The following is a 22,510-nucleotide window of genomic DNA, read 5'->3' on the forward strand; positions in this document are numbered from 1 at the left end:
GCTACATCCGCTCGTAGTCGTCCAGGGCCGTCGTGCCGTCGTGCCCGCTGCCGTACCAAGCGGCGATGGCCCGCTTGTAGCCGTCGGGCATGTTCAGTTCCGGTACCTCGTCGGCGGTGAACAGGCCCAGCTGCTTGTGCTCGTGACTGACAACAGGCGGTCGCTCGGGGGTCAGCACAGTGCAGCCGTAGGTCACGATCAGCACCCGCCGCCCCGGGATGGGCTGGTAGACCCACACGCCGCCGTCGATGAGCGGGCCGGCCTTGACCTCCCAGCCGGTCTCCTCCTGGATCTCACGCTCCAGCGCCGACTCAGGGCTGCTGTCCGGCAGTTGTTCGCCATCGGGGCTGCCGATCTCCAGGCGGCCTCCGGGCAGCTCCCACTCATCACGTTCGTTCCGCAGCAGCAACACGCGATCACGCGCGTCGAGCGCAACGCCCTTCACAGAGACGGGCCAGAGCGGCGGCGTGTACGTCATGACAGTCCTCGTCCTGCGGTGTGCGAGCCGGGTCTTCGGAACGTAGCACGCTCCCTTCAACCCGCCGCCCAGACGACCGATTTGTCCGAGTCGACAGTCTGTCGCTTTACCCAGACCACCCCGCCTCCCCACTCTGATCACACCGACCCCGATCGAAGGAGTACGGCGATGCTCGACGCCTCCGCAGGCTCCGAGACGCTCTTCGCGGACCACTACGTCGACCTCCGCGCCCCGCACGCCAGCGACGTGATCGCCGCACAGCTTCGTGAGACCGGCCTGGTCGCCCTCAACGGACTGACGACCCGGCAGGAGGTCCTGGCGTTTGCCTCCCGGATGATGGCGATCACGTCTCACCCGCACGGCGCCCCGGACGGCCTGACCCTGATCCACGACACGGGCAGCCACGCCCACCGCGCCGGCTTCGCCGGCCTCGGCAGCGGCGAACTGCAGGCCCACACCGAACGGTCGGGCACCCCCACGCCGCCACGCCTGATCCTCCTGGTATGCCTGCAGCCGGCGTCCGCAGGCGGGGAGACCCTCCTCGCCGACGGACGCGAAGTCCACGCCCGCCTCATGGGCGAGAACCGAGACGCAGCAGTCGCGCTCTGCCAGCCCAGGACCGCCTACTTCGGCGCGGGCTCCGGCCATGCCACCCAGGTCTTCACTGTCCAGGCCGACAGCCGTTTCTCCATACGGCTGCGCCAGGACGGTCTGGCCCGATGGAGTCCCCTCGTCCAGCCCTACCTCCCCGTCCTCCGCAGCGCCATCGCCACCAGCCAGCACCGCCTCCTGCTCCAGGCCGGGCAGGGCTATCTGTTGGACAACCACCGCTGGCTGCACGCCCGCACACGCTTCACCGGGGACCGGAGGCTCATGCGTGCCCTGGGGGAACCCCGTTTCGCCCTGCCCGGCGGTTTCGCCGCACACCCGACATCCGCCGTCCTTCCCAAGACCAGCGAGCCCGTCTCAGCGGCCCGCGCCCCGAGGAGGTGACCGATGTGACGGACGCCGAACAGGCCGACGTGGGAAAGCTGATGGTCGACAAGCGCAACGACCAGGTGGGTGTGGTCATGGGGCACGCGGGGCCCTACGTCCAACTCCGCCCCCTGAAGGGCGGCAGGGAGTGGGACGTTCCCCCTACGGAACTTCGCCATCCCACCCAGGCCGAGGAGCTGAGCGCCAAGGTGGCCGTAGCGAACGGACGGTGGGGACGATGAGCCCGCGCGCCGTCCTCCGGCACGAGACCTGGACGCTCGAACCCGACCGGGAACCCGATGCCGAGCCGACCACTTACGCGATGCAGTGCGCCGTGGACGGCGAGACGTCCCCGTCCAGCGAAGACTTCGCCGAGCCCCAGAACTGGGTGCTGGAGCACTGCGGCCGACACCCGTCGCACCACACGTACCGAGAGATCATCACTCGGCCCTGGCGCACCTGGCGGCGTACGTGACGCGGCGACCGTTGGCCTGGCTGTGTCATTTCGCAGGACCACTACTGATCATCGTAATCGCCGCCTCGTACGGCTTCGTGATCGGCGTCGCGGTCTCCCCCACCCCGGCCGACCGATGAGTTCCCGTCCCTGCCGGACGTAGCCGATCGAGAGGTTCCCCCCACCCCGGGAAGCCCTGGCAGGGACGGGCCGCAAACCCCGCTCCGGACGGATCAACCGCCCGAACCCATGGACAGGTCGAGCGCCGTCCGGAGCGGGTCCGCATGGCCACTTCGTCCCCAACTCCGAGGAGGAACAATGCCGAACAACACGGCCCCCAGCCCGACGACCGATCCGGCCCAGCCCGGCCTGGTCAAGGCACGCCGCCGGATCCAGGCCGCCCGCGAGCGCGGCGTCACCCCGTCCGACGGCGGCAGCACCGGCCGTACCGACGGCAACGACTGATCCGGGAGGAGACGCGTTGTCGCCGCTGAACCTGGCGGCCCACCTGGGCCAGGACGAGTTCCTGGCCCAGGTGCTCCACCGCCACCACCGCCACGTCCCCGCCGCCCTCCCCTACCCAGGCGAGCTGATCACCTGGGACGACGTCAACACCATCCTGGCCACCCACCGCCTGGAGCCGCCCCGCTTCCGCCTGTCCGCAGACGGCGAGATGCTGCCCGCCCACCGCTACACCGCCCCGGTCACCACCCGTCGGCACACGGTCTGGCAGCGCCTGCACCCCACCGAACTGCACGCCTGCCTCGCCGAGGGCGCCTCCCTGGTCATCGACGCCGTCGATGAACTCCACCCGCCCGTCGGCCGCGCCGCCATGGAGCTGGAGCGGTGGCTGCGCACCGGCGTGCAGGCCAACCTGTACGCCTCCTTCACTGCCCGCGAGGGCTTCGGCGTGCACTGGGACGACCACGACGTGATCGTCATCCAGATCGACGGCGCCAAACGCTGGAAGCTGTACGGCCCCACCCGCACCGCCCCCATGTACAAGGACATCGACGAGCCCGAGCCACCCCCGGAGGAGCCGGTCGCGGAACTGGTCCTTCGCCCCGGGGACCTGCTGTATCTCCCGCGCGGCTGGTGGCACTCGGTGGCCGCCTCCGAGGGCGAGCACTCCCTGCACCTCACCCTCGGCATCCAGAGCACCACCGGCGCCCAGCTGCTCTCCTGGCTCGCCGACGACCTGCGCCGCCACGACGTCCTGCGCGAGGACCTGCCCGTGCACGCGACCGCCGCTCAGCAGGCCGCCTACCTGGAACGGCTACGCAAGGAAGTCACCGCCGCGCTGGAAGACCCGGATCTCATCGGCCGGTACACGGCGATGCGCGACGGAACCGACCTCACCCGCCTGCGGCCGAGCCTGCCCCACATCGCCGGCGTCCCGGCCGACCCGGAGGTGCGCGTCAGGCTGACCACCACACGCGCCCGCCTGGACCGTGCCATCGGCGGGGACGGGGTGGTGTTCAGGGCCTGCGACAACGAGTGGGAGATGGCCGAGGAAGCCCGGCCACTGCTCCGGCGCCTGATGTCCGCCACGCCCAGCGTCATGACCCTCGGTGAGCTGGCTGCCGCAACATGCACCTCCGTCGCGGACGTCGCGGCCGTCGTCTCCGAGCTCATGGACGGCCAAGCAGTCACGGTAGAAGGGGGCGAGCGATGACGACGACCCTGGGTCTGGGCACTTACCGCATCCGCCCCTCCGCACTGAACGACGCCGTCGTCCGCGCGGCCACCGATCCCGCCGCCGCATGGATCGACACCGCACCCAACTACCTCGGAGGGCAGGCGCAGCCGCTGCTCGCCCCCGTTCTGGTTCGGCATCCCGTCCCGGTCTCCACCAAAGTCGGCTTCCTCACCGACCAGGCCGCCAAGGAAGCCGTTTCCGACGGAAGTCTCACCGCCCAAGACGCGGATCGCGGACACTGCCTGAGCACCCCGTACGTCCACTGGCAGTGCGCCCGCAACCGCACCGAACTCGGCCGCGACCACCTTGACCTCGTCTTCGTCCACAACCCCGAGCGCACCGACGGCAACCCGCACGAAGCCCTGTGCGGCGCCTTCACCGCGCTCGAAGCTGAAGCAGCAGCCGGTGCCCTGACTGCATACGGCGTCGCAACCTGGGACGGCTTCGACACCGGCACCCTGAGCATCCCCGCCCTGCACCAACTGGCCGTCGAAGCCGCCGGCACAGAGCGGCACCACCTGCGAGCCGTCCAACTGCCCGTATCCCTCGTCACTGCCACCGCCTTCGCCCAAGCACTGGACGGAAAGGGCCCCATCGCACAGGCAGCTGACCTCGGATGGCAGGTGTACGCCTCGGCACCCCTGTTCGGCGGCGAACTGCCCCACCTGGCCACCCGCGAACTCACCGCACTGCTGAACCCGGACCTGACCACCGCGCAGGCATGCCTAATGGCGGCGGCATCCTGCCCCGGGGTGACGCGGATTCTGCTCTCCGCATCCACCCCGGCACACTGGGCCGAGGCCCAGGCCGCTCTGCGAAACCCGGCCGTCCCGGTTCCTACGCTGCGAAAGGTGCTGGATGTACTCGCCGCCAACTGAGCCCACGGCCCAGCAGCGCATGCGCCGTGCCTTCGCGGCGTCCGCCGAGACCCTGGGCGTCACGATCGCCGGCCCCGAGGTCTGGGGCTGGCACGGCCGCACCCTCAGCAGCCGCGTCGAGCACCCGGACCGAGGCGCCTGCTGGCTGAGACTGCTCTCCGCACCGCAGGACAAAGCGGCAGGAAAGATCTGGGAGGGCAACTGCAAGGCCGCTGCGCTGTTCGACGGACACGTCCACAAGCCCCTGCTGTACGACACCACCAAGTCAAACAGCGACGGCCACGCGTACCGGGCGGAGCTGTACCAATACGTCGACGAACCTGTCTTCTCCCCCAGCCCCGCCCTGCGCACGGATCTCGATCCGCCGCGCTCGTGGTGGGATTCCCTCCGCACCGACCTGGGGTACGTGAACACCGTCCCCACGGACCGAGTGGCCGTACGGCAGGAGTGGGTGGACCGCAGCGTCCCCCGCTTCCTCGGCATGCCCGGCCCCCGGATCACGGACTGGACGACGGCCCACGGAGACCTGCACACCGCCAACCTCACCAACACCACCCCCTACCTCCTCGACTGGGAAGGCTTCGGCCAGGCGCCCGCCGGTTACGACGCGGCCATGCTGCTGGCGTACTCCCTGCTCGTGCCCGGATTCGCCCACCGCGTCCGGGATGCTTTCCCCGTGCTCAAGACAGAACCCGGACGCGTCGCACAGATCATCGTCATCACCGAACTGCTCCAGTCGGCTTCGCGTGGAGACCACCGCGAACTCGTCCCCGCGCTCCAAGCCCTGGCCACAGAACTGGCTTGATCAGGCTGTCGGACACGGCTCTCGAAGTGATTCCGCACCTGGTACTGGAGGGCGTGCGCCAGACGCCGATACCGCTCTCCAAGCCTCTCGCCCTATAGGGCCGCGAGGGCACATCCAGGGCACATGAGCCTGGGAAACGGCGTCGACCAGTGAGAACTACCGAGAGTCGTTTCTGCAGGTCAGCGCACATGCACCCAAGAAATCCCAGGTCAGCATCCCACCGCTCCCATTCGGCTGCATGAGTGGCAGGACTTCTCGCATCGGCTGCATGAGGCGGGGCATCAGCCTTATTGCCTGGTGTGGCTCTGACCTGGGATTTCATGAGTAGCGGGCGGGGTTTCCGACCCCGCCCTCGTCATGTGATGGCCATGTAGCGGGTTCTGACCGCGTGTCCGGACGGGCGGCCAGAACCACGTAGCGCGCTCAGTCACATCAGGCCATGGTCACGACCAACTCCCCCGGTGCCGTCACCTGCGCTGCTCCGTCCGCTGTCACCGTGACGTCCAGTCGGTTCCCATCGACCTGGAACCCGTTCAGGGACAGCGGTCCGTAGTTCCGGGCGAACGTGGAGGCCACGGTGACCGTGCCGCCCGGGACGTCCGCGTTCAGGCCCAAGGCCGCTTGAAGCACGAGGAGCGAGGACGCGGCCGCCCACGCCTGGGGACGGCAGGACGCTGGATAGGGGGCCGGGCCGGGGCCCGCCTCGGTGCCGTGGCCGGCGAAGAGTTCGGGCAGGCGGGCGTCGAATGCTGCCGACGCCGTCAGCAGGCCGTCGGCCAGGGATGCCGCGGCGTCCGGGAAGCCGGCCCTGATCAGGCCGTGTACGGCGATCGCGGTGTCGTGCGGCCAGATCGAACCGACGTGATAGCCGTACGGGTTGTAGCCCACCGCGTCACTGCTGTAAGTGCGCAGACCGTGCCCCGCGTCGAGGTCGGGCTCGGCGAGCCGGGCGGCCAGCAGCGCACTCTCCTCCGCGTTGAGCAGGCCCGTGCCCAGGAGGTGGCCGAAGCCAGAGGTGACCGAGTCGACCGGCCTGCTGTCGCCGTCGAGCGCGACCGCCGGGTACGGACCCTTCTCGTCCTCCACCCAGAAACGCTCCCGGAAGCGGGCGGCCAGCTGGTCCGCCCAGTCCTCCCAGGCGTCCGCGCCCGGGCGGCCGAACGCGCGCAGCAGTGCCGCTCCGGCGTGCGCGGCCTCGTAGGCGTATGCCTGGACCTCGCACAGCGCGATCGGAGCGTGGGCGCGGCGGCCGTCGCGGTAGCGGATGGAGTCGTCGGAGTCCTTCCAGCCCTGGTTGGACAGGCCGTGGCCGGTCTGGTCGACGTACTTGAGGAAGCCGTCGCCGGAAGCGTCCGCAGCCTCGCGCATCCAGGCGAGCGCGGCCTCGGCGTGCGGAAGCAACTCCTCGACCTCGGCCGGGTTCAGGCCCCAGCGCCAGGCGTCGTGGAGCAGGGTGATCCACAGCGGTGTGGCGTCGACGGTGCCGTAGTACACCGGCGGGAGGGAGAGGCGGTCCGCGATCTGGAGGGTGTCGCGGCGCACTTCGTGCAGGATCTTGCCCGGCTGCTCCTCCGTGGCCGGGTCGGTGACCAGGCCCTGGCGGCGGGCGAGCGTACGCAGGGTTCCGGCGGCGAGCTCGGTGCCGAGCGGGAGGAGCATGCGGGCGGCCCAGAGCGAGTCGCGGCCGAAGAGGGTCAGGAACCAGGGGGCGCCGGCGGCCAGGAACTGGTCCGGGCGGTCCGGGTCGGGCGACTGCGGGTCCGTCAGGCGCAGCCGGTCCAGGTCGGCGAGGGACTGCTCCAGCCACCGGTCGAAGCGACGGTCCGCGCTGCGCAGCACGGGGATGCGCCAGGGCAGTCGGTCCGCGCGCGGGGCCGGGAACTGGTCGCCGTCCGCATAGGCCGCGGTGCAGGTCAGCGCCACACTCCACGAGGTACCGGGCTTGAGGTCGATGTCGTAGGACAGTTCGCCCGTCGGCACCCGAAGCGCGTCCGGTGCGGGCTCGGCGGCCAGTCGTACGGTGAAGTCGTCCGTGGACCAGGCGAGGTCGATGGCGTCGCCGTCCGCGACCTGCGGCGACGCCTCCGCGATGACGTGTCCAGACTTGACCTCTTCCATGGTGGCGAGGTCCGTGCCCGCGCTCACCGTCAGCCGGAGGCGGACGTGCTCGCTGCCCGCGTTGGTGACCTCGAAGACCTCCTCGAAGCGGCCGTCGGAGGTGCTGCGGCGGCGGTGCAGGGCGACGGCCGGGTCCGGTGTCACCTCGCCGAGCCCGCGCAGGATCGCCCGGAAGCCGGCGCGGTCCGCGCCCCGCAGCCCGCCCTGAACGGGCGCCAGAGCGATGCCCTCGGCGGTGACGGTCAGCCGGGAAAGCGCCCGCCGGTCGCCGTGGTAAAAGCCGTCCGCACCCCCGCTGAGCTGCCCGTCTTCTCTCGATATCACGAGGCTCGGCGCGTGCAGTGTGACGACCGCGTCATGCAAGAACGGCTGCAGACCGCCGGTCACGGGGGAGGGAGCCGTGACCGAGTCGTTGGTGTCCTGGGTCTTGACAGTGGTGTCCAAGGAAGTAGAACCTCTCAGCGTTAGATCGTTCAAAAGACACTAAGTCAATCGTCAGAGCGATGACAACGCTTTTGGATCGCTAAAACCAAGCCCACATCTCCTCAGCAAGCCGGAGAGCCGCATGCCCCGCTCCAAGAACAGTTCCTCGGCCAAGAGCGGCCCGGTGACCCTCGCGATGGTCGCCGGCCGGGCCGGGGTCTCCCCGCAGACCGTGTCGAACGCGATCAACTCACCGGACATGCTGCGGCCCGAGACCCTGGAACGGGTAAGCCGCGTGATCAAGGAGATGGGCTACCGCCCCAGCCGCGCCGCGCAGACGCTCCGCACCCGCTCCAGCAAGCTGATCGGCTACGGCATCCTGCCCACACTGAGCAGCAACCCGGTCCTGGACCGGTTCCTGCACGCCTTGTCGCAGGCCGCCGATGAGGCCGGATACCGGATCCTGCTGTTCGCCTGCCCGCCCGGCGGCCCGACCCTTCAGGGGTACGAGGAACTGCTGGACCAGCACGAGGTCGACGGCTTCGTGCTCAGCGGCACCGCCCGCAACGACCCGCGCCAGGCGTGGCTCGCCAAACGGGGTGTGCCGTTCGTCGCCTTCGGCCGGATCTGGTCGGGGCGGCAGATCGGCGACTGGGTCGATGTCGACGGCGCCTCGGGCACGGACGCCGCGGTCGAGCACCTGGTCGCCCTCGGGCATCGCAAGATCGCCTTCCTGGGCTGGGAACGCGGCTCCGGCTCCGGTGACGACCGTGCCGAGGGCTGGCAGCGGGCCATGCGTCGGCACGGACTGCCGACCCGCGGGCGGCGCGCGCAGACGGTGGGTGACATCGACGCGGCCCGCACCGCCGTGAAACCGCTCCTGGACGCGGGCGCGACCGCCGTGATCGCGGCCAGCGACATGCTGGCCCTCGGCTGCTACCAGACGCTGCGCGAGCGCGGCGCCGCCCCCGGCCGCGATGTCGCCGTGGTCGGCTTCGACGACTCGCCGACCGCCGAGAACCTCTTCCCCGCGCTGACCTCCGTCGCCCAGCCGCTGGAGGAGGTCGGCCGGGAGTGCGTACGGCTGCTGTTGGCGCGGATCGCCGCCCCCGACGCGGCCCCGGAGCGCTTGCTGCTGGAGCCGTCGCTGGTCGTGCGCGACAGCAGCGGCGCAGCGGGCGACGGCACCGCGGACGCGACCGAGTTAGCCGAGTAGCAGCCGCTGGGCGCCCGTAGCCGAGTGCAGCCGCCCTGACCAGGCAGCCCGCTCCGGCGCCCCCTCCCTTGCCCCGGACAGCAGCCGCCAGGCCGGGCGACCAGTCTGCCCGGCCCCCCTTCATCTTCGAGACTTCTCCCTCTCCTCCCCTCACCCCGGACCCGCATCCCGCGCGGACCGGGTGGAGCCGCACGTAACACCCGTATCCCACGGAGGAATTCCATGGTCAACCGAAAGGCCACCGCGGCCATCGTCACCTGCGCGGCGCTGCTGGCCGCCACAGGCTGCTCGTCGAGTTTCGGCGGCGACAAGGAAGCACAGCAGGACACCGGCTCCGGCCAGAAACTGACGGTCCTCATCGGCACCTCGGGCGACGCCGAGACCAAGGCCGTCAGGGAGGCGGCGGCCGCGTACGCGAAGCAGTCCGGCAACACGGTGACCGTGGAGCTCGCCAAGGATCTCAACCAGCAGCTCACGCAGTCATTCGCCGGGAGCAAGCCGCCGGACGTCTTCTACGTTCCGTCCGACCTGTTCGCCAACTACGCCAAGGGCGGCTCCCTCTACGCCTACGGCGACCAGGTGAAGGACGTCGACGACTTCGCCGCGCCGCTGCGGTCGTCCTTCACCTACGACGGGAAGCTGATGTGTCTGCCCAAGGACACCTCCACGCTCGCCCTGGCGATCAACACCGACCTGTGGAAGAAGGCCGGGCTGACGGACAAGGACTACCCGACCACCTGGGCCGAGCTGAAGACCGTCGCGGCCAAGCTCACCAGCGGTGATGTCACGGGCCTGGTGACCAACGACGAGTACGTGCGGCTCGGCGCCTTCATGAAGGAGGCCGGCGGTGCGATCACCAACGCCGGCCAGACGAAGATGACCGCCGACAGCAGCCAGAACATCGAAGCGCTCACCTATGTGCAGTCGCTGCTGAAGGATGGCTCCCTGAAGTACGCCAAGCAGGTCGACACCGCCTGGGGCGGTGAGGCGTTCGGCAAGGGCAAGGCCGCCATGACCATCGAGGGCAACTGGCTCACCGGCGCCATGAAGCTCGACTTCCCGGACATCAAGTACAAGGCCGTGCCCCTGCCCGAAGGACCAGCAGGGAAGGGCTCGCTCGCCTTCAGCACCTGCTGGGGTGTAGCCACCGACAGCAGCCACCAGGCAGCCGCCGTGGACCTGGTCCAGTACCTCACCACCAGCGAGCAGCAGCTGAAGTTCGCCGACGCCTTCGGCGTGATGCCCTCGCGCACCAGCGCCCAGGCCACCTACGCCGACAAGGTGCCCGACGCCAAGGCATGGGTCGACGCGAACGCCTACGCCCAGGGCCCGGTGACCATACCCGGCTTCGAGAAGGTCCTCGGCCAGTTCAACACCGGCCTTCAGTCGCTGCGCACCGGCGATCCGGCGAAGATCCTCGCCGACCTGCAGCGCAACGGCGAACAAGCCCTGGCGAAGGGCGAATGAGCCGCCATGGTTTCCCGTCCGACGCGCCGCTCGGGCCGGGCGCCCGGCGGCGCCACCCCCACCGCCACCCCTGCGTCCGCAGCTGCGGACCCCCGAACGGCCGGCTCACCGGGCACACCTGACACGCCCGGTGGGACCGGTCCGCACGCGGCGCCCCGCGCACACCTTGCCCCGCGCGCGGGGCGCCGCCGGGAAGGACTCTGGGGCTGGCTGTTCGTCAGCCCCATGGTGATCATCCTCGGCCTGTTCCTGGTGCTGCCGATCCTGATGGCGGCTTGGGTGAGCCTGCTGAACTGGGACGGCCAGTCCAACCCGTTCAGCGGCCAGGCGACGTTCGTGGGCCTCGGCAACTACCGCGCACTCCTCACCGAGGACGGCCTGGACCGCACGCTGTTCACGACCTCGCTGCGCAACACCGCCTACTACGTGCTGCTCACCGTGCCGCTCCAGACCTGCCTCGCGCTGGGCCTGGCCATGATCGTCAACCAGCGGCTGCTGCGCGCCCGGGGCGCCCTGCGCACCACGTTCTACTTCCCGTCGGTCACCAGCTCCATCGCCGTCTCCACCATCTTCCTGTTCCTGTTCCAGGGCAGCGGCGCCGTCAACACGCTGCTGTCCTGGGTCGGGATCAAGGGACCCAACTGGTTCGCCGACTCGCGCGGCGTGCTCTCACTCCTGCTCGGCGCCCTCGGCATCGTCGACCCCGACAGGCCCTCGGGATTCCTGGCCGACCACTCCTTCATGGGCCTTTCCTGGTTCGAGTGGCTGTCCGGGCCGTCCGTCGCGATGTGCACGCTCATCGTGCTCGCCGTGTGGACGACGTCCGGCACCCTGATGCTGATCTTTCTGGCCGCCCTCCAGGACGTCCCCCGGGAACTGGAAGAATCGGCCGCCATCGAAGGCGTCAACCGTATGCAGCTGCTGCGCCATGTGACGCTGCCCGCCCTGCGACCCGTACTCTTCTTCGTCCTCACGCTCGGCCTGATCGGCTCGTGGCAGGTCTTCGACCAGGTGTACGTCGTGAGTCAGGGCGGCCCGGCCAACACGACGCTGACGCCCGCCTTCCTGTCCTACACGGCGGGTTTCGGTGACGGCGACTTCGGCCAGGGCGCGGCCATCGCCTTCATCCTGCTCGCCCTGATCCTGGCCATGACCGTGCTGCAGCGCTGGGCGCTGCGCGAGCGCGCCCCCCGGCCCAGCTCCCGTATCCGTCTCCGTCTCGGGAGGAACCGATGAAGGCCAAGGCCACGGCCGTCCGGGCCCAGGAACGCCCCGTGCTCGGACGGCACCCGACGCACCTGCGGATACTCGGATACACGCTCGTGCTGGGGCTCGGGCTGCTGTATCTGATGCCGTTCGTCATCCAGCTCGTTACCGGGTTCAAGACGGACCCGGACGCGGCGGCCCACCCCCTCGGACTGATCCCGTCGCCGCCGACGACCGCCTCCTACCAGCGACTGTTCGGGCTGAGCCAGAACGGGGACGGCGTCCCCTTCCTGCGCTGGCTGGGCAACTCGACGTTCATCGCCGTCGTGGCCACGGCCGGGCATGTGCTGTTCGACTCCATGGCCGGGTACGCGCTGGCCCGGCTGCGCTTCCGGGGACGCACGCTGCTGTTCGGCTTCGTCATCGCCGTGATGGCGGTGCCCGGCATCGCCCTGCTGATCCCGCGGTTCCTGGTGCTCAACACCCTCGGGCTCTTCGACACCTACACCGGCATGATCCTGCCGATGCTGGTGGGCGCGGGCGGCATCTTCCTGATGAAGCAGTTCTTCGAGTCCATCCCGCGGGAAGTGGAGGAAGCCGCGCGGGTGGACGGCGCCGGGGTGTTCCGCACCTTCTGGTCGGTGGTCCTGCCGATGGCCCGGCCCGCCCTGATCACCCTGACCATCCTGTCGTTCCAGGGCTCCTGGAACGAGTTCACCCACTTCCTGGTCGCCACCCAGTCCGCCCAGTACGAGACGCTGACGACCGGACTGGCCCGGTTCGTCTCCGGTGGCCTGGGCAGCGGCACCCAGTACCCGCTGAAACTGGCGGCGGCCCTGCTGTCGACGCTGCCGGTGGCGGTGCTGTTCTTCTGCTTCCAGCGGTACTTCGTCCGGGGCGCCAACGCCGGAGCCGTCAAGGAGTAGCGGCGGGCGAACCCGTAGCGACCCGCACCGCGCCCCCACCGAAGGAGTCGCACAACCGCATGCCGACAACCGGTAACACCGCACCGTGGTGGCGCAGCGCCGTCATCTACCAGGTCTATATCCGCAGCTTCGCCGACGGCAACGGTGACGGCGTCGGCGACATCGCCGGCCTCCGCTCCCGTCTGCCGTACCTCAAGTCGCTCGGTGTGGACGCCCTCTGGATCAACCCCTGGTACAAGTCCCCGATGGCGGACCACGGTTACGACGTGGCCGACTTCCGCGAGATCGACCCGCTGTTCGGCACCGTCGCTGAGGCCGAGCAGCTCATCGAGGAGGCACACGGGTACGGGATCCGCGTCATCCCGGACATCGTCCCGAACCACACCTCGCACCAACACACCTGGTTCCAGGCGGCGCTGGCCGCCGGCCCCGGCACCCCGGAGCGGGAGCGCTACATCTTCCGCCCCGGCCGCGGTCCCGACGGCACCCAGCCGCCCAACAACTGGGTGTCGATCTTCGGCGGCCCCGCCTGGACCCGGCTGCCCGACGGCGAGTGGTACCTGCACCTGTTCGCTCCGGAGCAGCCCGACCTCAACTGGCAACACCCGGAAGTGCGGGAGGAGTTCGAGTCGATCCTGCGGTTCTGGTTCAGCCGGGGCGTGGACGGCTTCCGTATCGATGTGGCGCACGGCCTGATCAAGGACCCCGAACTGCCCGACCTGCCACCCCGCCAGGACACGGGACACCCGCACTGGGACCGCGATGAGGTCCACGACATCTTCCGGACCTGGCGCCGGCTGGCCGACGAGTACGGGGGCGACCGGGCGTTCGTGGCGGAAGCCTGGACGGACACCCCGGAGCGCCTCGCCGCCTACGTCCGCGGGGACGGCCTGCACACCGCCTTCAACTTCGATTTTCTGATGGCCAGTTGGGATCCGAAGGACCTGCGTACGGTCATCGACGACTCGCTCACTCTCCTCAGCGCGGTCGACGCGCCGGCCACCTGGGTGCTCTCCAACCACGACGTCATGCGCCACGCCAGCCGCTACGCCCGCAAGACGGTCAGACGCTGGTCACCCACCGAGCCCTACCGACCCGACGGACCCCCCGACCCGGCCCTCGGCACCCGCCGCGCCCGCGCGGCGGCCCTGCTGATGCTCGGCCTCCCCGGCGGCGCCTACGTCTACCAGGGCGAGGAACTCGGCCTGCCCGAGGTCGAGGACCTCCCGGAATCCGTCCTCCAGGACCCCATCTGGGAACGCTCCGCCCACACCGACCGCGGCCGGGACGGCTGCCGGGTTCCGATCCCCTGGTCCGGCCGGACCACCCCCTTCGGCTTCAGCCCCGACGACGCCTCCGCCGCCCCCTGGCTCCCCCAACCCGCCAACTGGGGCGAGCACACCGTGCAGGCACAGACCGGCGACAAGACCAAGACGTCGATGCTGGAGCTCTACCGCACGGCCCTGCACCTGCGCCGCGAACACCCCGCCCTCGGCGACGGCACCCTCACCTGGCTGGACACCCCCGACGGAGTCCTCGCCTTCAACCGCACCCCCGGCTTCACCTGCGTGGTCAACCTCTCCGCCGAGCCGTACCCACTCCCCGAACACGCCTCGATCCTGCTCTCCAGCGGCCCCGTAGAAGACGACCTGCTGGCACCTGACCAGGCAGCCTGGCTCTCGGTATAACCACCACAGGAAAGAGCGCCGGACAACTGCCCGCCCCGATCCACCCCCTGAGGCAGCCAGGGCCTGTCCGGTGCCCTCCCCGCCCACCGGACAGGCCCTGGCTCTTCCGCCCTTCCAAAGCGCGGCAACCTCTCGCCGCGAACAGTTGTGATCGTGAGGGAGATGCGGTGACTGCTGAGGGCCACAGCAACGCAAGCCGGTCGCCAAGGGTGCGCCAGGCCCGCTGTTCGACGGTCCGTGGTCGGTGTACGCCTGGTACCCCGGGCAGACGCTGAACCGCGCCGGTGCCGGGGAAGCCGATCTGGTCGCTGTCGCGGTGGGCCTGGGCGAGTTCCTGACGGCCCTGCGCGCCGCGCCGACGCAGGACGCCCCGCCGCCGGGGACGCACAACTTCTCGCGTGGCGCCGAATTCACGGTCTACGCCGACGAGGCCATCCTGGCTCTCGCCGGGCTCGCGCTTGAGGTGCGGGAGGTGGGCGAGCGGTGCGTCCGCCGCGCCACGGAGTCTTCGTGGATCGGAGCACCGGTGTGGCTGCACGGCGACATCGCGCCCGGAAACCTGCTGCTGAGCGAGGGACGGCTCTCGGCGGTCATCGACTTCGGCTGCTCCGCCGTCGGGGACCCTGCCTGCGACCTGGTGGCCGCGTGGACGATGTTCGACCGCGAGACGCGTCCGCTGTTCGTCCGCGCGGCCGGTCTGGACCAGGACACCTGGCACCGCGCCCAGGGTTGGGCGGCCTGGAAGGCGGCGATCACCCTCGCCGGGGCCGACAGCACGCCGGAGGTGCGGTCGCTGGCGGAGCGAACCCTCGCCGAGCTGGCCGAGGACGTCGCGCAGCAAGCCTGAATCGGGGGCGGGAGTCAGGCCACCTGCACCACGATTCCCGACGCCTCCAGCGAGCGGAGGACCTCTGGGTCGGCCTCGGGACCCGAGCCGTGGGGCGGGCCCGCTCGCCTCTCGCAGGGCCTCGTCACTGATCGGGCGGGCGGATCGTCACTCGTACCGCTACCAAGCTGCCGCCTTGAGCGCTCGTACGGCGATGTCCTGAACCGACCGGCCGTCGGTCGCGATACGGGCAGTGCCCGCCGGAGCCTCCTCGTCCAGTTGCCGTGCCAGCCGCAGGCTCCGCTCTATGTGTGGGTTGAGCTGCGAGCCGATCTCGCGTTGCGCGAGCCGTTCCCGCACGGTCGCCTCCTCAGCCGTGAGCAGGACACAGGTGGCTCTGACCTCGCTTCCGCCCATGGCCCGGCTGATCATCGGCTCTTCCAGGATGCTCACCGAGTTCGTGTAGATGAGGCGATGCTGGCCGAGAGCGGCGTAGTTCGCCCAGACCGCCGCGGTGTTCCGCTCCGTGATGGCTGCGCGGTGAGGGTCGTCGGCCGGGGCCGGATGGATCTGGTCCATGTAGTCGCCCTCGATAAGACAGTGCGGCGTTCCCCTCCCTTGCAACGCTGCGGATACCTCCCATGCGACGGTCGTCTTGCCGACGCCCGCCCCACCACCGATGAGCAACAGTTCGTATGCGGTCACGATTCGTCAGCCTGGCAGTGCCGGATCGTCACGTCGACCGAAATACCCGGAGCCAGAATTTGCGCTTCGTCGCGAGGCCATGGGAAATCGACCGGCGCCAGGCGGGTCACACGTGTTCTCCTCAGGGGCACGACACGTCTTCGAACTGAGGGGGCAGATTGTCGGGCGACGGATGTGTTTTCTGCGCGATCGCGAGAGGTCAGGCCGAGGCGAGCATCGCCTTCGAGGACGAATGGGTCATCGCGTTCATGGATCTCCAACCCGTGACCCCGGGGCACCTGCTCGTCATCCCGAAGTCACATGCGGTGGGACTGGGAGATCTGCCGGACGACCTCGGAGCGCGGGTCTGGACGGTGGCACACCGACTCGGACGCGCACTGCCGCTGTCCGGTCTGCGGTGCGAGGGAGTCAATCTTTTCCTGGCCGATGGCGAGGCGGCCTTCCAGGAGGTGTTTCACGTCCATCTGCATGTCTTCCCCCGCTTCAAGGGGGATCCGTTCCGCATCGAGGCGGACTGGCAGGTACACGAACGTCATCTGCTCGACGAGGCAGCTTTGGCGGTCCGTAGCGGAATCACCGCTCTGGAGGCGGCGGGTCGAGTCGGGCCGGCGGGCGTCTTGGAGCAGCCGTAGGACACCTCGCGCGGAATCATCACCATCCGCCGAAGACGGGAAGACTCACGATGGAGCGCGATCCCGGAGACCACCTCGTCCCGGCGGGCCACGGCATGCCCGTGGCCACAGGCAGCCAGCGGATGACCTGGGCGGCGATGCCGCGCGAGGTGACCGCCGGGATCGAGCGGTTGCTCGGCAGCCCGGTGGCCGACGCGATCAGCCAGCCGGGCGGGTTCTCCGAGGGCCTGGCCGCACGAGTGCGCTTGGCGAACGGCAGGCGTGCGTTTGTCAAGGCGACGAACTCGCTGACGGCACCGGCGGTGGCGGACTTCCACCGCCGGGAGATCGCCGTGTCCGGGCAGCTTCCAGAGGAGGCGCCGGCCCCACGGATGCTTGACGCGTACGACGACGGCACCTGGGTGGTACTGGCCTTCGAGGAGATCCGGGGACATCTGCCTGCGCAGCCGTGGCAGCGGGAGGAACTCGCCAGGGTACTCGCGGCGGTGACCGACATGGCGGAGGTACTGACGCCGTCGCCCGTGGACGAGGCGCTCTTGGGCGAGCCGCGCCTTGGAGGATGGCTGGCGGTGGCGGACGATGCCTCAGTCAGGGGCAAGGTGGGAGAGCTGTCGTCGTGGGCGGCCCGCCACTTCGACGAACTCGCGGCGTTGGAGGAGAACGCTTCGCTGGATGGCTCCACCCTCCTGCACGGAGACCTGTACCCGTTCAACATCATGCTGACCGCGGACCGCGTCTTCGTCGTCGACTGGCCGCACGCCTGGATCGGCCCCCGCCACTGTGACGCGGTCACGTTGATGTCCAGTGCTTCCCTCAGCGGCGTGGATCCGCAGCCGATCGCCGAGCACCACCCGCTCACCCGCGTTCTCGACCCCGTCCAGGTCAACGAAGTGCTGGCACTGCACGCCGGATTCCTCCTGCGAGCCGCTGCCACGGCCGGGCCGACCGCCGATCCCCACCTGGTGACCATGATGGCCACGTTGGGGCTCGCTTCACTGCGCTGGCTACGACAGCGACGACGGCTGTGAAGTGGCTGATGCCGGGCTGCCGACAGGCAAGGTTGCGCGACAAGAAACAGGTTGCAGTTGAAGATCGTGACGCGGATGCTTTCACCGTGAAGATGCACGCCAACCAGCTGACGGTGTCACCTGAGACGGTGCGCACGTTGGTCGAGCAGCAGTTTCCTGAGTGGCGGAGCCTGCCAGTCAGGAGCATCGCGGCGCAGGGTACGGTCAACGCCCTCTTCCGCATCGGCGATCGGTTCGCAGCTCGATTCCCTCTTGAGTCCGCAGACGTCGAGCCGACCCGGCGCTGGCTGGAGTCCGAGGCGGAAGCAGCTCGAGAGCTGGCAGGTCGCACGCGTTTCCCCACGCCCGAGCCGGTCGCGCTCGGTGAACCCGGCGCAGGCTACCCGCTTCCGTGGTCGGTGCAGACGTGGCTGCCCGGGATCGTGGCCGACGATGAGGACCCCGGCGAATCGGTGGCGTTTGCCCACGACTTGGCCGATCTCATCGGCGACCTACGCGCGATCGACACGCATGGCCGCACGTTTGCCGGCACAGGCCGAGGAGGCGACCTGCAAACCCATGACGCCTGGATGGAGACCTGTTTCAGACACAGTGAGCAACTCCTGGACGTCCCTCGGCTGCGCCGCATCTGGGCAACTTTGCGCGATCTGCCGCGAAGTGCGGCTGAGGACGTCATGGCCCATTGCGATCTGATTCCTGGCAACGTGCTCGTGTCCGCCGGCCGTCTGGCGGGGATTCTCGACGTTGGCGGCTTCGGGCCGGCTGACCCTTCTCTGGATCTCGTGAGCGCGTGGCATCTGCTCGAGGCCGGGCCGCGGCAGGTGCTCCGCGATCACCTGGGCAGCGACGACCTTGAATGGGAGCGAGGCAGGGCGTGGGCTTTCGTTCAAGCGATGGGGTTGGTCTGGTACTACGTCGAAAGCAACCCGGCCATGAGTCGGATGGGTCACCGATCCTTGGAGCGCATCCTGGCGGACGGTTCGCTTCGGTCATCGACGTGAGGACGATGCGCCGGCGATGAGATGGATGTTGGTCAGGCAGCGGCCTCCATCACGGCCGGGGCGATCGGTGCCCGTGCTGATCGTCGAGTCGGCTGCTTCTTCGCCCAGTCGACGAGGGTGCCCGCGTAGGCGGAGTCCGCCCAGACGATTGCGATTTTCCTGAGCTGTCACGCGTCGAGCCAACGCTCCGCGAGCTCGAGAGTCCTTCGGCGTACGCGGGCGATCCCCAGGGCACCGTTGAAGGCGGCGAAGGACGGCCACAGCAAGAGGAAGACCGCGAGTTCCTCCGCCAGCAACGCGCGCTGCAGCGTGTGGCGTTCACACGGCCGACTGTCCACGTACGCGTCGATCAGCGCCTGAGGGACCGTCGTGCCGGCAGGTGTGGCGCGAACGCTGAGGAACGCCAGATCGGAGGCGGGGCGGCCGATACCGGCTGCCTGCCAGTCGCAGAAGACCACGGAACCGGCTCCGCGGGAGTACACGAGATTGTCCGTGTGGCAGTCGCCGTGGATGAAGACCGGCGGTACGGCGTCCATCTGGTCCCCCAACTCGGCTCGATGAGCGAGGAGTTCGGGGAGCTGCGGGAGCGTGGAGGCCCAGAAGGCATTGATCTGCTCCAGGTCCGGATCGGCGAGATCCTCGCACAGCGCGTCGGGGCGGGTCCACTCCGCCTCCGTAGGCAACGGCATGCTGTGCAGACCTGCCAACTCCCGGCCCAGGTCGGCCCACATGCGTGCCGTCCACGCACCGGGCTCATGGGCCTCGCCCGCCGCCTCAAGGAGTACGGCCACGCCGTCCTCAGTGTCCAGGTGGTCGAGGAGCCTCGGCGTGCGTACCGGCGCGAGGGGTGCGAGGCGCTGATAGAACCGCAGCTCCCGCCGAGCCGCCGCGATCGCCTCCGGGCCCAGCACGGCAGGAGTGACCTTGAGGTACGCGCCCTGGCCGTCGACCGTGCGCACGGCATGAACTCCGGCTCCGGACCGCGACTCAAGTGGTGAAGGGGACGCGCGGCGCACCAGCCTCAACGAGTCCAGGGCGGCTGTCGCGAAATCACTCGGTATCCGGGCTCCCGGGACTTGAGATCCGGTCACAGCACCCGGAGCCCGCCGCGGGCCGCGATGCGTTCACGGATACGCGCGGCCATGTCGACGGACTCCTCGGGGCTCATGGCCAGCACACCGCCTTCGGCCATCAGGGCGTGGAACTGCTGCTGCTCATAGGGCACGTCCGGCGGCAGGCCGGCGATGTGCCAGTGCAGATGCGCGTTGCCCTGCTGGCTCCCCAGCGAGTACAGGTACGTCCGCTCGGCTCCCACGCAGTCCTCCACCGCGAGGGCGACCTCCCGAACGACGAGCATGAGCCGGACGTACGCCTCTTGGTCGAGATCACGAACGACATGCTCGACATGCCTCTTCGGCGCGACCAGGACCTTGCCGGCCAGGGTGGGCCACCGGTCGAGGAAGGCGACGTGGTCCTCGTCCTCGAAGACCGTGTGATGCCCGTAGTCGGGGTGCCCCGAGACAAAGGCACACACGAAGCACGGCCCACGACGCGCTCTGTCCTCGTAGGCGTCCAAGTCAGCTCGCTGCCGTTCCGTGGAGTTCGTCACGCGTTGATGCGAGGCACGGGGCGTGATCATCCACCGAGTATGGCGAGGCGGTAAATCCCGCACAAGGCGCCGTGGCCGGCTTCCAGATCAGCGTGGGCGGGGGGGCGCGTCCCGACCGGCCGAAGGCACGTCCAGGGCACATCCAGGGCACATGAGCATGGGAAACGGCGTAGACCGATGAGAACTGCGGGGAGGTGTTCCCGCAGGTCAACGCACATCCCGCCAAAAAACCCCAGGTCAGCACCCCACCTCTTCCAATCGCTGCATGAGTGGCAGGACTTCAGCCATCGGCTGCATGAGGCGGGGCATCAGCCGTATTGCTTGGTGTGGCCCTGAGCTGGGATTTCTTGGTCTTCGGGCAGGGTCTTCGGACCCCGCCCTTTTCAGTGCCCCTGGTCGGGGTCAGGACGTCAGGACCTTCTGCTTGGCGTGCTGGAACTCCGCCTCGGTGATGTCGCCGCTGTTCTTGAGTTCGGAGAGCTTGACCAGCTCGTCCGCATGACCCGTGCCCGAACGTGCGGCGGTTCCCCCGAGGTACGCCTCGAGCGACTCCTGCCGTGCCCTGGCGGCCCGCTGTTCACGCTTGCCCATGTCACGACCCCGGGCGATCAGGTACACGAAGATTCCGAGGAACGGCGTGATGATCACGAAGAAGGTCCATCCCGTCTTTCCCCAGCCACTCAGCGAGTCGTCGAGGAAGACATCGCCGATGACGCGGAACAGCAGGACGATCCACAGGATCCACAGGAAGATCCACATCATGGTCCAGAACGCGCCCAGGAGCGGATAGTCGTATGCCAGATACAGCTCGTTGCTCATAGTCGTCCTCCTGCGCGGTACGGGTTACGCGTTGTGGGCGGGGACTCGGCCGTCGTGTACGGCGGCGGTGAGGGCTTGGTGGTCGCGTTCGTTCTGGTCGGCGTAGCTCTCGGCGAACTCGGTGAGTGCGCGGTCGAAGACATCTCCGGCACCCAGGTATGCGGCGATGGCGATGCGGTCTCCGGAGCGGGCGTGGGCGCGGGCGAGGGTGGCGCCGCAGAGTTCACCGAAGGCGCGCATGTCCTTGGGGACCATGAGCTGAGGTTCGGCGATGCCTTTCCAGTCCCGCAACTGGCGTACGTAGAAGTCGCGTTGGCGTCCGTCGATGCCGGTGACGCGTTCCCAGCCGAGGAAGATGTCGCCGACGGCCTGCATGAGGCGCTGCCCGGCGACGACACGTTGGCCCTGGTTGTCGTAGGCGCTCGTGCCGGCGTACGGGGCCAGCACCGACCGGTCGGCTTCCTTGGCCTGGAGCAGCAGCGGATCCTCGTCGTCCCTGCCGAGCAGCAGGATGATCCAGCAGCGGGTGCCGACGCTGCCGACCCCGACGACCTTGCGGGCCATGTCGACGACCCGGTACTGCCGCAGCAGATGGCGGCGGTCGGACTGCAGGCTGTGGCTGTACCGCTCGATCAGTTCGCGCAACTGCTCCTCCAGCGCTTCGCGCTCGACGCCCGGCAGCAGGTCCTGCAGCGGCACGATCAGGGGCGGGTCGGGGGCGAGCCTGCGTCGGCCGTCGACCACGTGCGTGAGCTTCTCGAAGGCCTGGAGGCTGTCGCGGCCGCGGGCCTTGGCCATGGCCCGCCGGGTACGCTCACGGCCCCGCGCTCCCAGCTTCCGGTCCGCCAGCGCCCGCAGCACGTCCGCGTCGGCCTGGGTGTACCAGACGGCGAGGTTGCCCAGGCCGGCGAAGTGGCGCATCCGCTCGCGGTAAGACCGTACGGTGGCCCGCACCACGGAGGACCGCTCGGCATCCGTGTAGCCATTCTCGCGTCCGGCGATGGCCAGGCTGGCGGCCAGCCGCTTGACGTCCCACTCCCAGGGGCCGGGCAGGGTCTCGTCGAAGTCGTTGATGTCGAACACCAGATGCCGCTCGGGCGAGCCGAGCAGCCGGAAGTTCAGCAGATGCGCGTCCCCGCAGAGCTGCGCGGTGATTCCCGAGCGGGGGGTGTCGGCCAGGTCACCGGCCATGATGGCGGCGGCACCCCGGTAGAAACGGAAGGGGGACTCCAGCATCCGCCCGTACCGGATGGGCACGAGTTCCGGCAGCCGGGCCGCCGACTGCGCCTCGATGGTGTCCACCGGGTCCGGTCGCTTCGCCGAGGGCTGGTACTCCGCGTGAGCGGAGCGCGGCGCGTCCGCCCGCGCCGCCCGGCCCCGCGCCGCCCGTTCCTCCGGAAGCCTCCCGCCGACCTGGTCAGCCATGACGCCACCTCCTGGGCGGAGCGGCCCTGTGGAGCACCTGCCCCGATCCGGGCGCTCCCGGCCCTCTCCCACCGTTCCACAGCCCGCACAGGCCAGCATCTCGGCCATCGGCGCCATCGGCGTCCTGCGAGG

At 69.4% G+C, this 22,510-nt stretch carries 22 protein-coding genes and 1 pseudogene; 16 read left to right on the forward strand and 7 right to left on the reverse strand.

Annotated features, from left to right (window positions below; all coding sequences use genetic code 11):
- Position 1: 1 nt before the first annotated feature.
- Positions 2-478, reverse strand: a complete 477-nt coding sequence (locus ACYVO6_RS27945; protein ID WP_461065835.1) for an NUDIX hydrolase — start codon at positions 476-478, stop codon at positions 2-4.
- A gap of 168 nt (positions 479-646) precedes the next feature.
- Between ACYVO6_RS27945 and ACYVO6_RS27950 the strand changes: the two genes are divergently transcribed.
- The 7 genes from ACYVO6_RS27950 (at position 647) to ACYVO6_RS27980 (ending at position 5,289) form a co-directional block, all read left to right on the forward strand.
- Positions 647-1,471, forward strand: coding sequence for a TauD/TfdA family dioxygenase (locus tag ACYVO6_RS27950; RefSeq protein WP_461065837.1), 825 nt, complete (start codon positions 647-649; stop codon positions 1,469-1,471).
- Between the two features lie 41 nt (positions 1,472-1,512).
- Positions 1,513-1,695: a hypothetical protein gene (locus tag ACYVO6_RS27955; protein ID WP_461065989.1), complete on the forward strand. Its 183-nt coding sequence runs from the start codon at positions 1,513-1,515 to the stop codon at positions 1,693-1,695.
- Complete coding sequence (locus ACYVO6_RS27960) at positions 1,683-1,928, forward strand: DUF7848 domain-containing protein (protein WP_461065839.1); 246 nt, start codon at positions 1,683-1,685, stop codon at positions 1,926-1,928. Before ACYVO6_RS27955 ends, ACYVO6_RS27960 begins: the two co-directional genes overlap by 13 nt.
- Before the next feature lie 297 nt (positions 1,929-2,225).
- Positions 2,226-2,372 (forward strand): hypothetical protein, encoded by a 147-nt coding sequence (locus ACYVO6_RS27965; RefSeq protein ID WP_461065841.1) that lies wholly within the window; start codon positions 2,226-2,228, stop codon positions 2,370-2,372.
- Between the two features lie 16 nt (positions 2,373-2,388).
- Positions 2,389-3,582: a cupin domain-containing protein gene (locus ACYVO6_RS27970; protein ID WP_461065843.1), complete on the forward strand. Its 1,194-nt coding sequence runs from the start codon at positions 2,389-2,391 to the stop codon at positions 3,580-3,582.
- Positions 3,579-4,484 (forward strand): aldo/keto reductase, encoded by a 906-nt coding sequence (locus ACYVO6_RS27975; protein ID WP_461065845.1) that lies wholly within the window; start codon positions 3,579-3,581, stop codon positions 4,482-4,484. The genes ACYVO6_RS27970 and ACYVO6_RS27975 overlap by 4 nt, the downstream gene beginning before the upstream one ends.
- Positions 4,465-5,289 carry a phosphotransferase gene (locus ACYVO6_RS27980; protein ID WP_461065847.1) on the forward strand — a complete coding sequence of 275 codons (825 nt, stop codon included), beginning with the start codon at positions 4,465-4,467 and terminating at the stop codon, positions 5,287-5,289. The genes ACYVO6_RS27975 and ACYVO6_RS27980 overlap by 20 nt, the downstream gene beginning before the upstream one ends.
- Positions 5,290-5,721: 432 nt before the next feature.
- Here the strand turns inward: ACYVO6_RS27980 and ACYVO6_RS27985 are convergent, their stop codons facing one another.
- Positions 5,722-7,851, reverse strand: a complete 2,130-nt coding sequence (locus ACYVO6_RS27985; RefSeq protein WP_461065849.1) for an amylo-alpha-1,6-glucosidase — start codon at positions 7,849-7,851, stop codon at positions 5,722-5,724.
- A gap of 121 nt (positions 7,852-7,972) precedes the next feature.
- Here ACYVO6_RS27985 and ACYVO6_RS27990 point away from each other — a divergent pair, with 121 nt between their 5' ends.
- The 6 genes and pseudogenes from ACYVO6_RS27990 to ACYVO6_RS28015 form a co-directional block, all read left to right on the forward strand.
- Entirely contained in the window at positions 7,973-9,046 is a 1,074-nt protein-coding gene (locus tag ACYVO6_RS27990; protein WP_461065851.1) for a LacI family DNA-binding transcriptional regulator, read from the forward strand.
- Between the two features lie 222 nt (positions 9,047-9,268).
- Positions 9,269-10,513: a sugar ABC transporter substrate-binding protein gene (locus ACYVO6_RS27995; protein ID WP_461065853.1), complete on the forward strand. Its 1,245-nt coding sequence runs from the start codon at positions 9,269-9,271 to the stop codon at positions 10,511-10,513.
- Positions 10,514-10,738: 225 nt separating this feature from the next.
- On the forward strand, positions 10,739-11,749 hold the full coding sequence (locus ACYVO6_RS28000; protein ID WP_461065991.1) for a carbohydrate ABC transporter permease: 1,011 nt from the start codon (positions 10,739-10,741) through the stop codon (positions 11,747-11,749).
- Complete coding sequence (locus ACYVO6_RS28005) at positions 11,746-12,645, forward strand: carbohydrate ABC transporter permease (protein WP_461065855.1); 900 nt, start codon at positions 11,746-11,748, stop codon at positions 12,643-12,645. Before ACYVO6_RS28000 ends, ACYVO6_RS28005 begins: the two co-directional genes overlap by 4 nt.
- Positions 12,646-12,704: 59 nt before the next feature.
- Positions 12,705-14,333 carry a glycoside hydrolase family 13 protein gene (locus ACYVO6_RS28010; RefSeq protein WP_461065857.1) on the forward strand — a complete coding sequence of 543 codons (1,629 nt, stop codon included), beginning with the start codon at positions 12,705-12,707 and terminating at the stop codon, positions 14,331-14,333.
- Positions 14,334-14,541: 208 nt separating this feature from the next.
- Positions 14,542-15,180, forward strand: a pseudogene (locus ACYVO6_RS28015) (phosphotransferase); the annotation flags it as partial.
- Positions 15,181-15,339: 159 nt separating this feature from the next.
- Here ACYVO6_RS28015 and ACYVO6_RS28020 read toward each other — a convergent pair.
- Entirely contained in the window at positions 15,340-15,864 is a 525-nt protein-coding gene (locus tag ACYVO6_RS28020; RefSeq protein WP_461065859.1) for an AAA family ATPase, read from the reverse strand.
- 158 nt (positions 15,865-16,022) lie between these two features.
- On the opposite strand from ACYVO6_RS28020, the gene ACYVO6_RS28025 reads away from it, so the two are divergent.
- From ACYVO6_RS28025 to ACYVO6_RS28035, 3 genes are all read left to right on the forward strand, one after another.
- The gene (locus ACYVO6_RS28025; protein ID WP_461065861.1) at positions 16,023-16,496 is read left to right on the forward strand and encodes an HIT family protein; all 474 of its coding nucleotides are present in this window, start codon (positions 16,023-16,025) and stop codon (positions 16,494-16,496) included.
- 50 nt (positions 16,497-16,546) lie between these two features.
- The gene (locus ACYVO6_RS28030) at positions 16,547-17,524 is read left to right on the forward strand and encodes a phosphotransferase (protein WP_461065863.1); all 978 of its coding nucleotides are present in this window, start codon (positions 16,547-16,549) and stop codon (positions 17,522-17,524) included.
- An 86-nt stretch (positions 17,525-17,610) separates the two neighbouring features.
- Complete coding sequence (locus tag ACYVO6_RS28035) at positions 17,611-18,525, forward strand: aminoglycoside phosphotransferase family protein (protein WP_461065993.1); 915 nt, start codon at positions 17,611-17,613, stop codon at positions 18,523-18,525.
- Between the two features lie 167 nt (positions 18,526-18,692).
- Here the strand turns inward: ACYVO6_RS28035 and ACYVO6_RS28040 are convergent, their stop codons facing one another.
- The 4 genes from ACYVO6_RS28040 to ACYVO6_RS28055 form a co-directional block, all read right to left on the reverse strand.
- The gene (locus ACYVO6_RS28040) at positions 18,693-19,484 is read right to left on the reverse strand and encodes a phosphotransferase family protein (RefSeq protein ID WP_461065865.1); all 792 of its coding nucleotides are present in this window, start codon (positions 19,482-19,484) and stop codon (positions 18,693-18,695) included.
- Between the two features lie 128 nt (positions 19,485-19,612).
- Positions 19,613-20,164 carry an HIT family protein gene (locus ACYVO6_RS28045; protein ID WP_461065867.1) on the reverse strand — a complete coding sequence of 184 codons (552 nt, stop codon included), beginning with the start codon at positions 20,162-20,164 and terminating at the stop codon, positions 19,613-19,615.
- A gap of 372 nt (positions 20,165-20,536) precedes the next feature.
- Positions 20,537-20,953 (reverse strand): SHOCT domain-containing protein, encoded by a 417-nt coding sequence (locus ACYVO6_RS28050; protein ID WP_461065869.1) that lies wholly within the window; start codon positions 20,951-20,953, stop codon positions 20,537-20,539.
- Between the two features lie 24 nt (positions 20,954-20,977).
- Positions 20,978-22,378 (reverse strand): DUF2252 domain-containing protein, encoded by a 1,401-nt coding sequence (locus ACYVO6_RS28055; RefSeq protein WP_461065871.1) that lies wholly within the window; start codon positions 22,376-22,378, stop codon positions 20,978-20,980.
- Between the last annotated feature and the right edge of the window lie 132 nt (positions 22,379-22,510).

The sequence above is a fragment of the Streptomyces pseudoechinosporeus genome (genome assembly GCF_054783935.1).

Bases quoted from the DNA above. Each gene is read 5' to 3' on its own strand.
- ACYVO6_RS27955 (WP_461065989.1), top strand. From the start codon at position 1,513: ATGGTCGACAAGCGCAACGACCAGGTGGGTGTGGTCATGGGGCACGCG.
- ACYVO6_RS27945 (WP_461065835.1), bottom strand. From the start codon at position 478: ATGACGTACACGCCGCCGCTCTGGCCCGTCTCTGTGAAGGGCGTTGCG.
- ACYVO6_RS28010 (WP_461065857.1), top strand. From the start codon at position 12,705: ATGCCGACAACCGGTAACACCGCACCGTGGTGGCGCAGCGCCGTCATC.
- ACYVO6_RS27975 (WP_461065845.1), top strand. From the start codon at position 3,579: ATGACGACGACCCTGGGTCTGGGCACTTACCGCATCCGCCCCTCCGCA.
- ACYVO6_RS27950 (WP_461065837.1), top strand. From the start codon at position 647: ATGCTCGACGCCTCCGCAGGCTCCGAGACGCTCTTCGCGGACCACTAC.
- ACYVO6_RS28000 (WP_461065991.1), top strand. From the start codon at position 10,739: ATGGTGATCATCCTCGGCCTGTTCCTGGTGCTGCCGATCCTGATGGCG.
- ACYVO6_RS27990 (WP_461065851.1), top strand. From the start codon at position 7,973: ATGCCCCGCTCCAAGAACAGTTCCTCGGCCAAGAGCGGCCCGGTGACC.
- ACYVO6_RS27995 (WP_461065853.1), top strand. From the start codon at position 9,269: ATGGTCAACCGAAAGGCCACCGCGGCCATCGTCACCTGCGCGGCGCTG.
- ACYVO6_RS27980 (WP_461065847.1), top strand. From the start codon at position 4,465: ATGTACTCGCCGCCAACTGAGCCCACGGCCCAGCAGCGCATGCGCCGT.
- ACYVO6_RS27965 (WP_461065841.1), top strand. From the start codon at position 2,226: ATGCCGAACAACACGGCCCCCAGCCCGACGACCGATCCGGCCCAGCCC.
- ACYVO6_RS28055 (WP_461065871.1), bottom strand. From the start codon at position 22,378: ATGGCTGACCAGGTCGGCGGGAGGCTTCCGGAGGAACGGGCGGCGCGG.
- ACYVO6_RS28050 (WP_461065869.1), bottom strand. From the start codon at position 20,953: ATGAGCAACGAGCTGTATCTGGCATACGACTATCCGCTCCTGGGCGCG.
- ACYVO6_RS28005 (WP_461065855.1), top strand. From the start codon at position 11,746: ATGAAGGCCAAGGCCACGGCCGTCCGGGCCCAGGAACGCCCCGTGCTC.
- ACYVO6_RS28045 (WP_461065867.1), bottom strand. From the start codon at position 20,164: ATGATCACGCCCCGTGCCTCGCATCAACGCGTGACGAACTCCACGGAA.
- ACYVO6_RS28030 (WP_461065863.1), top strand. From the start codon at position 16,547: ATGGAGCGCGATCCCGGAGACCACCTCGTCCCGGCGGGCCACGGCATG.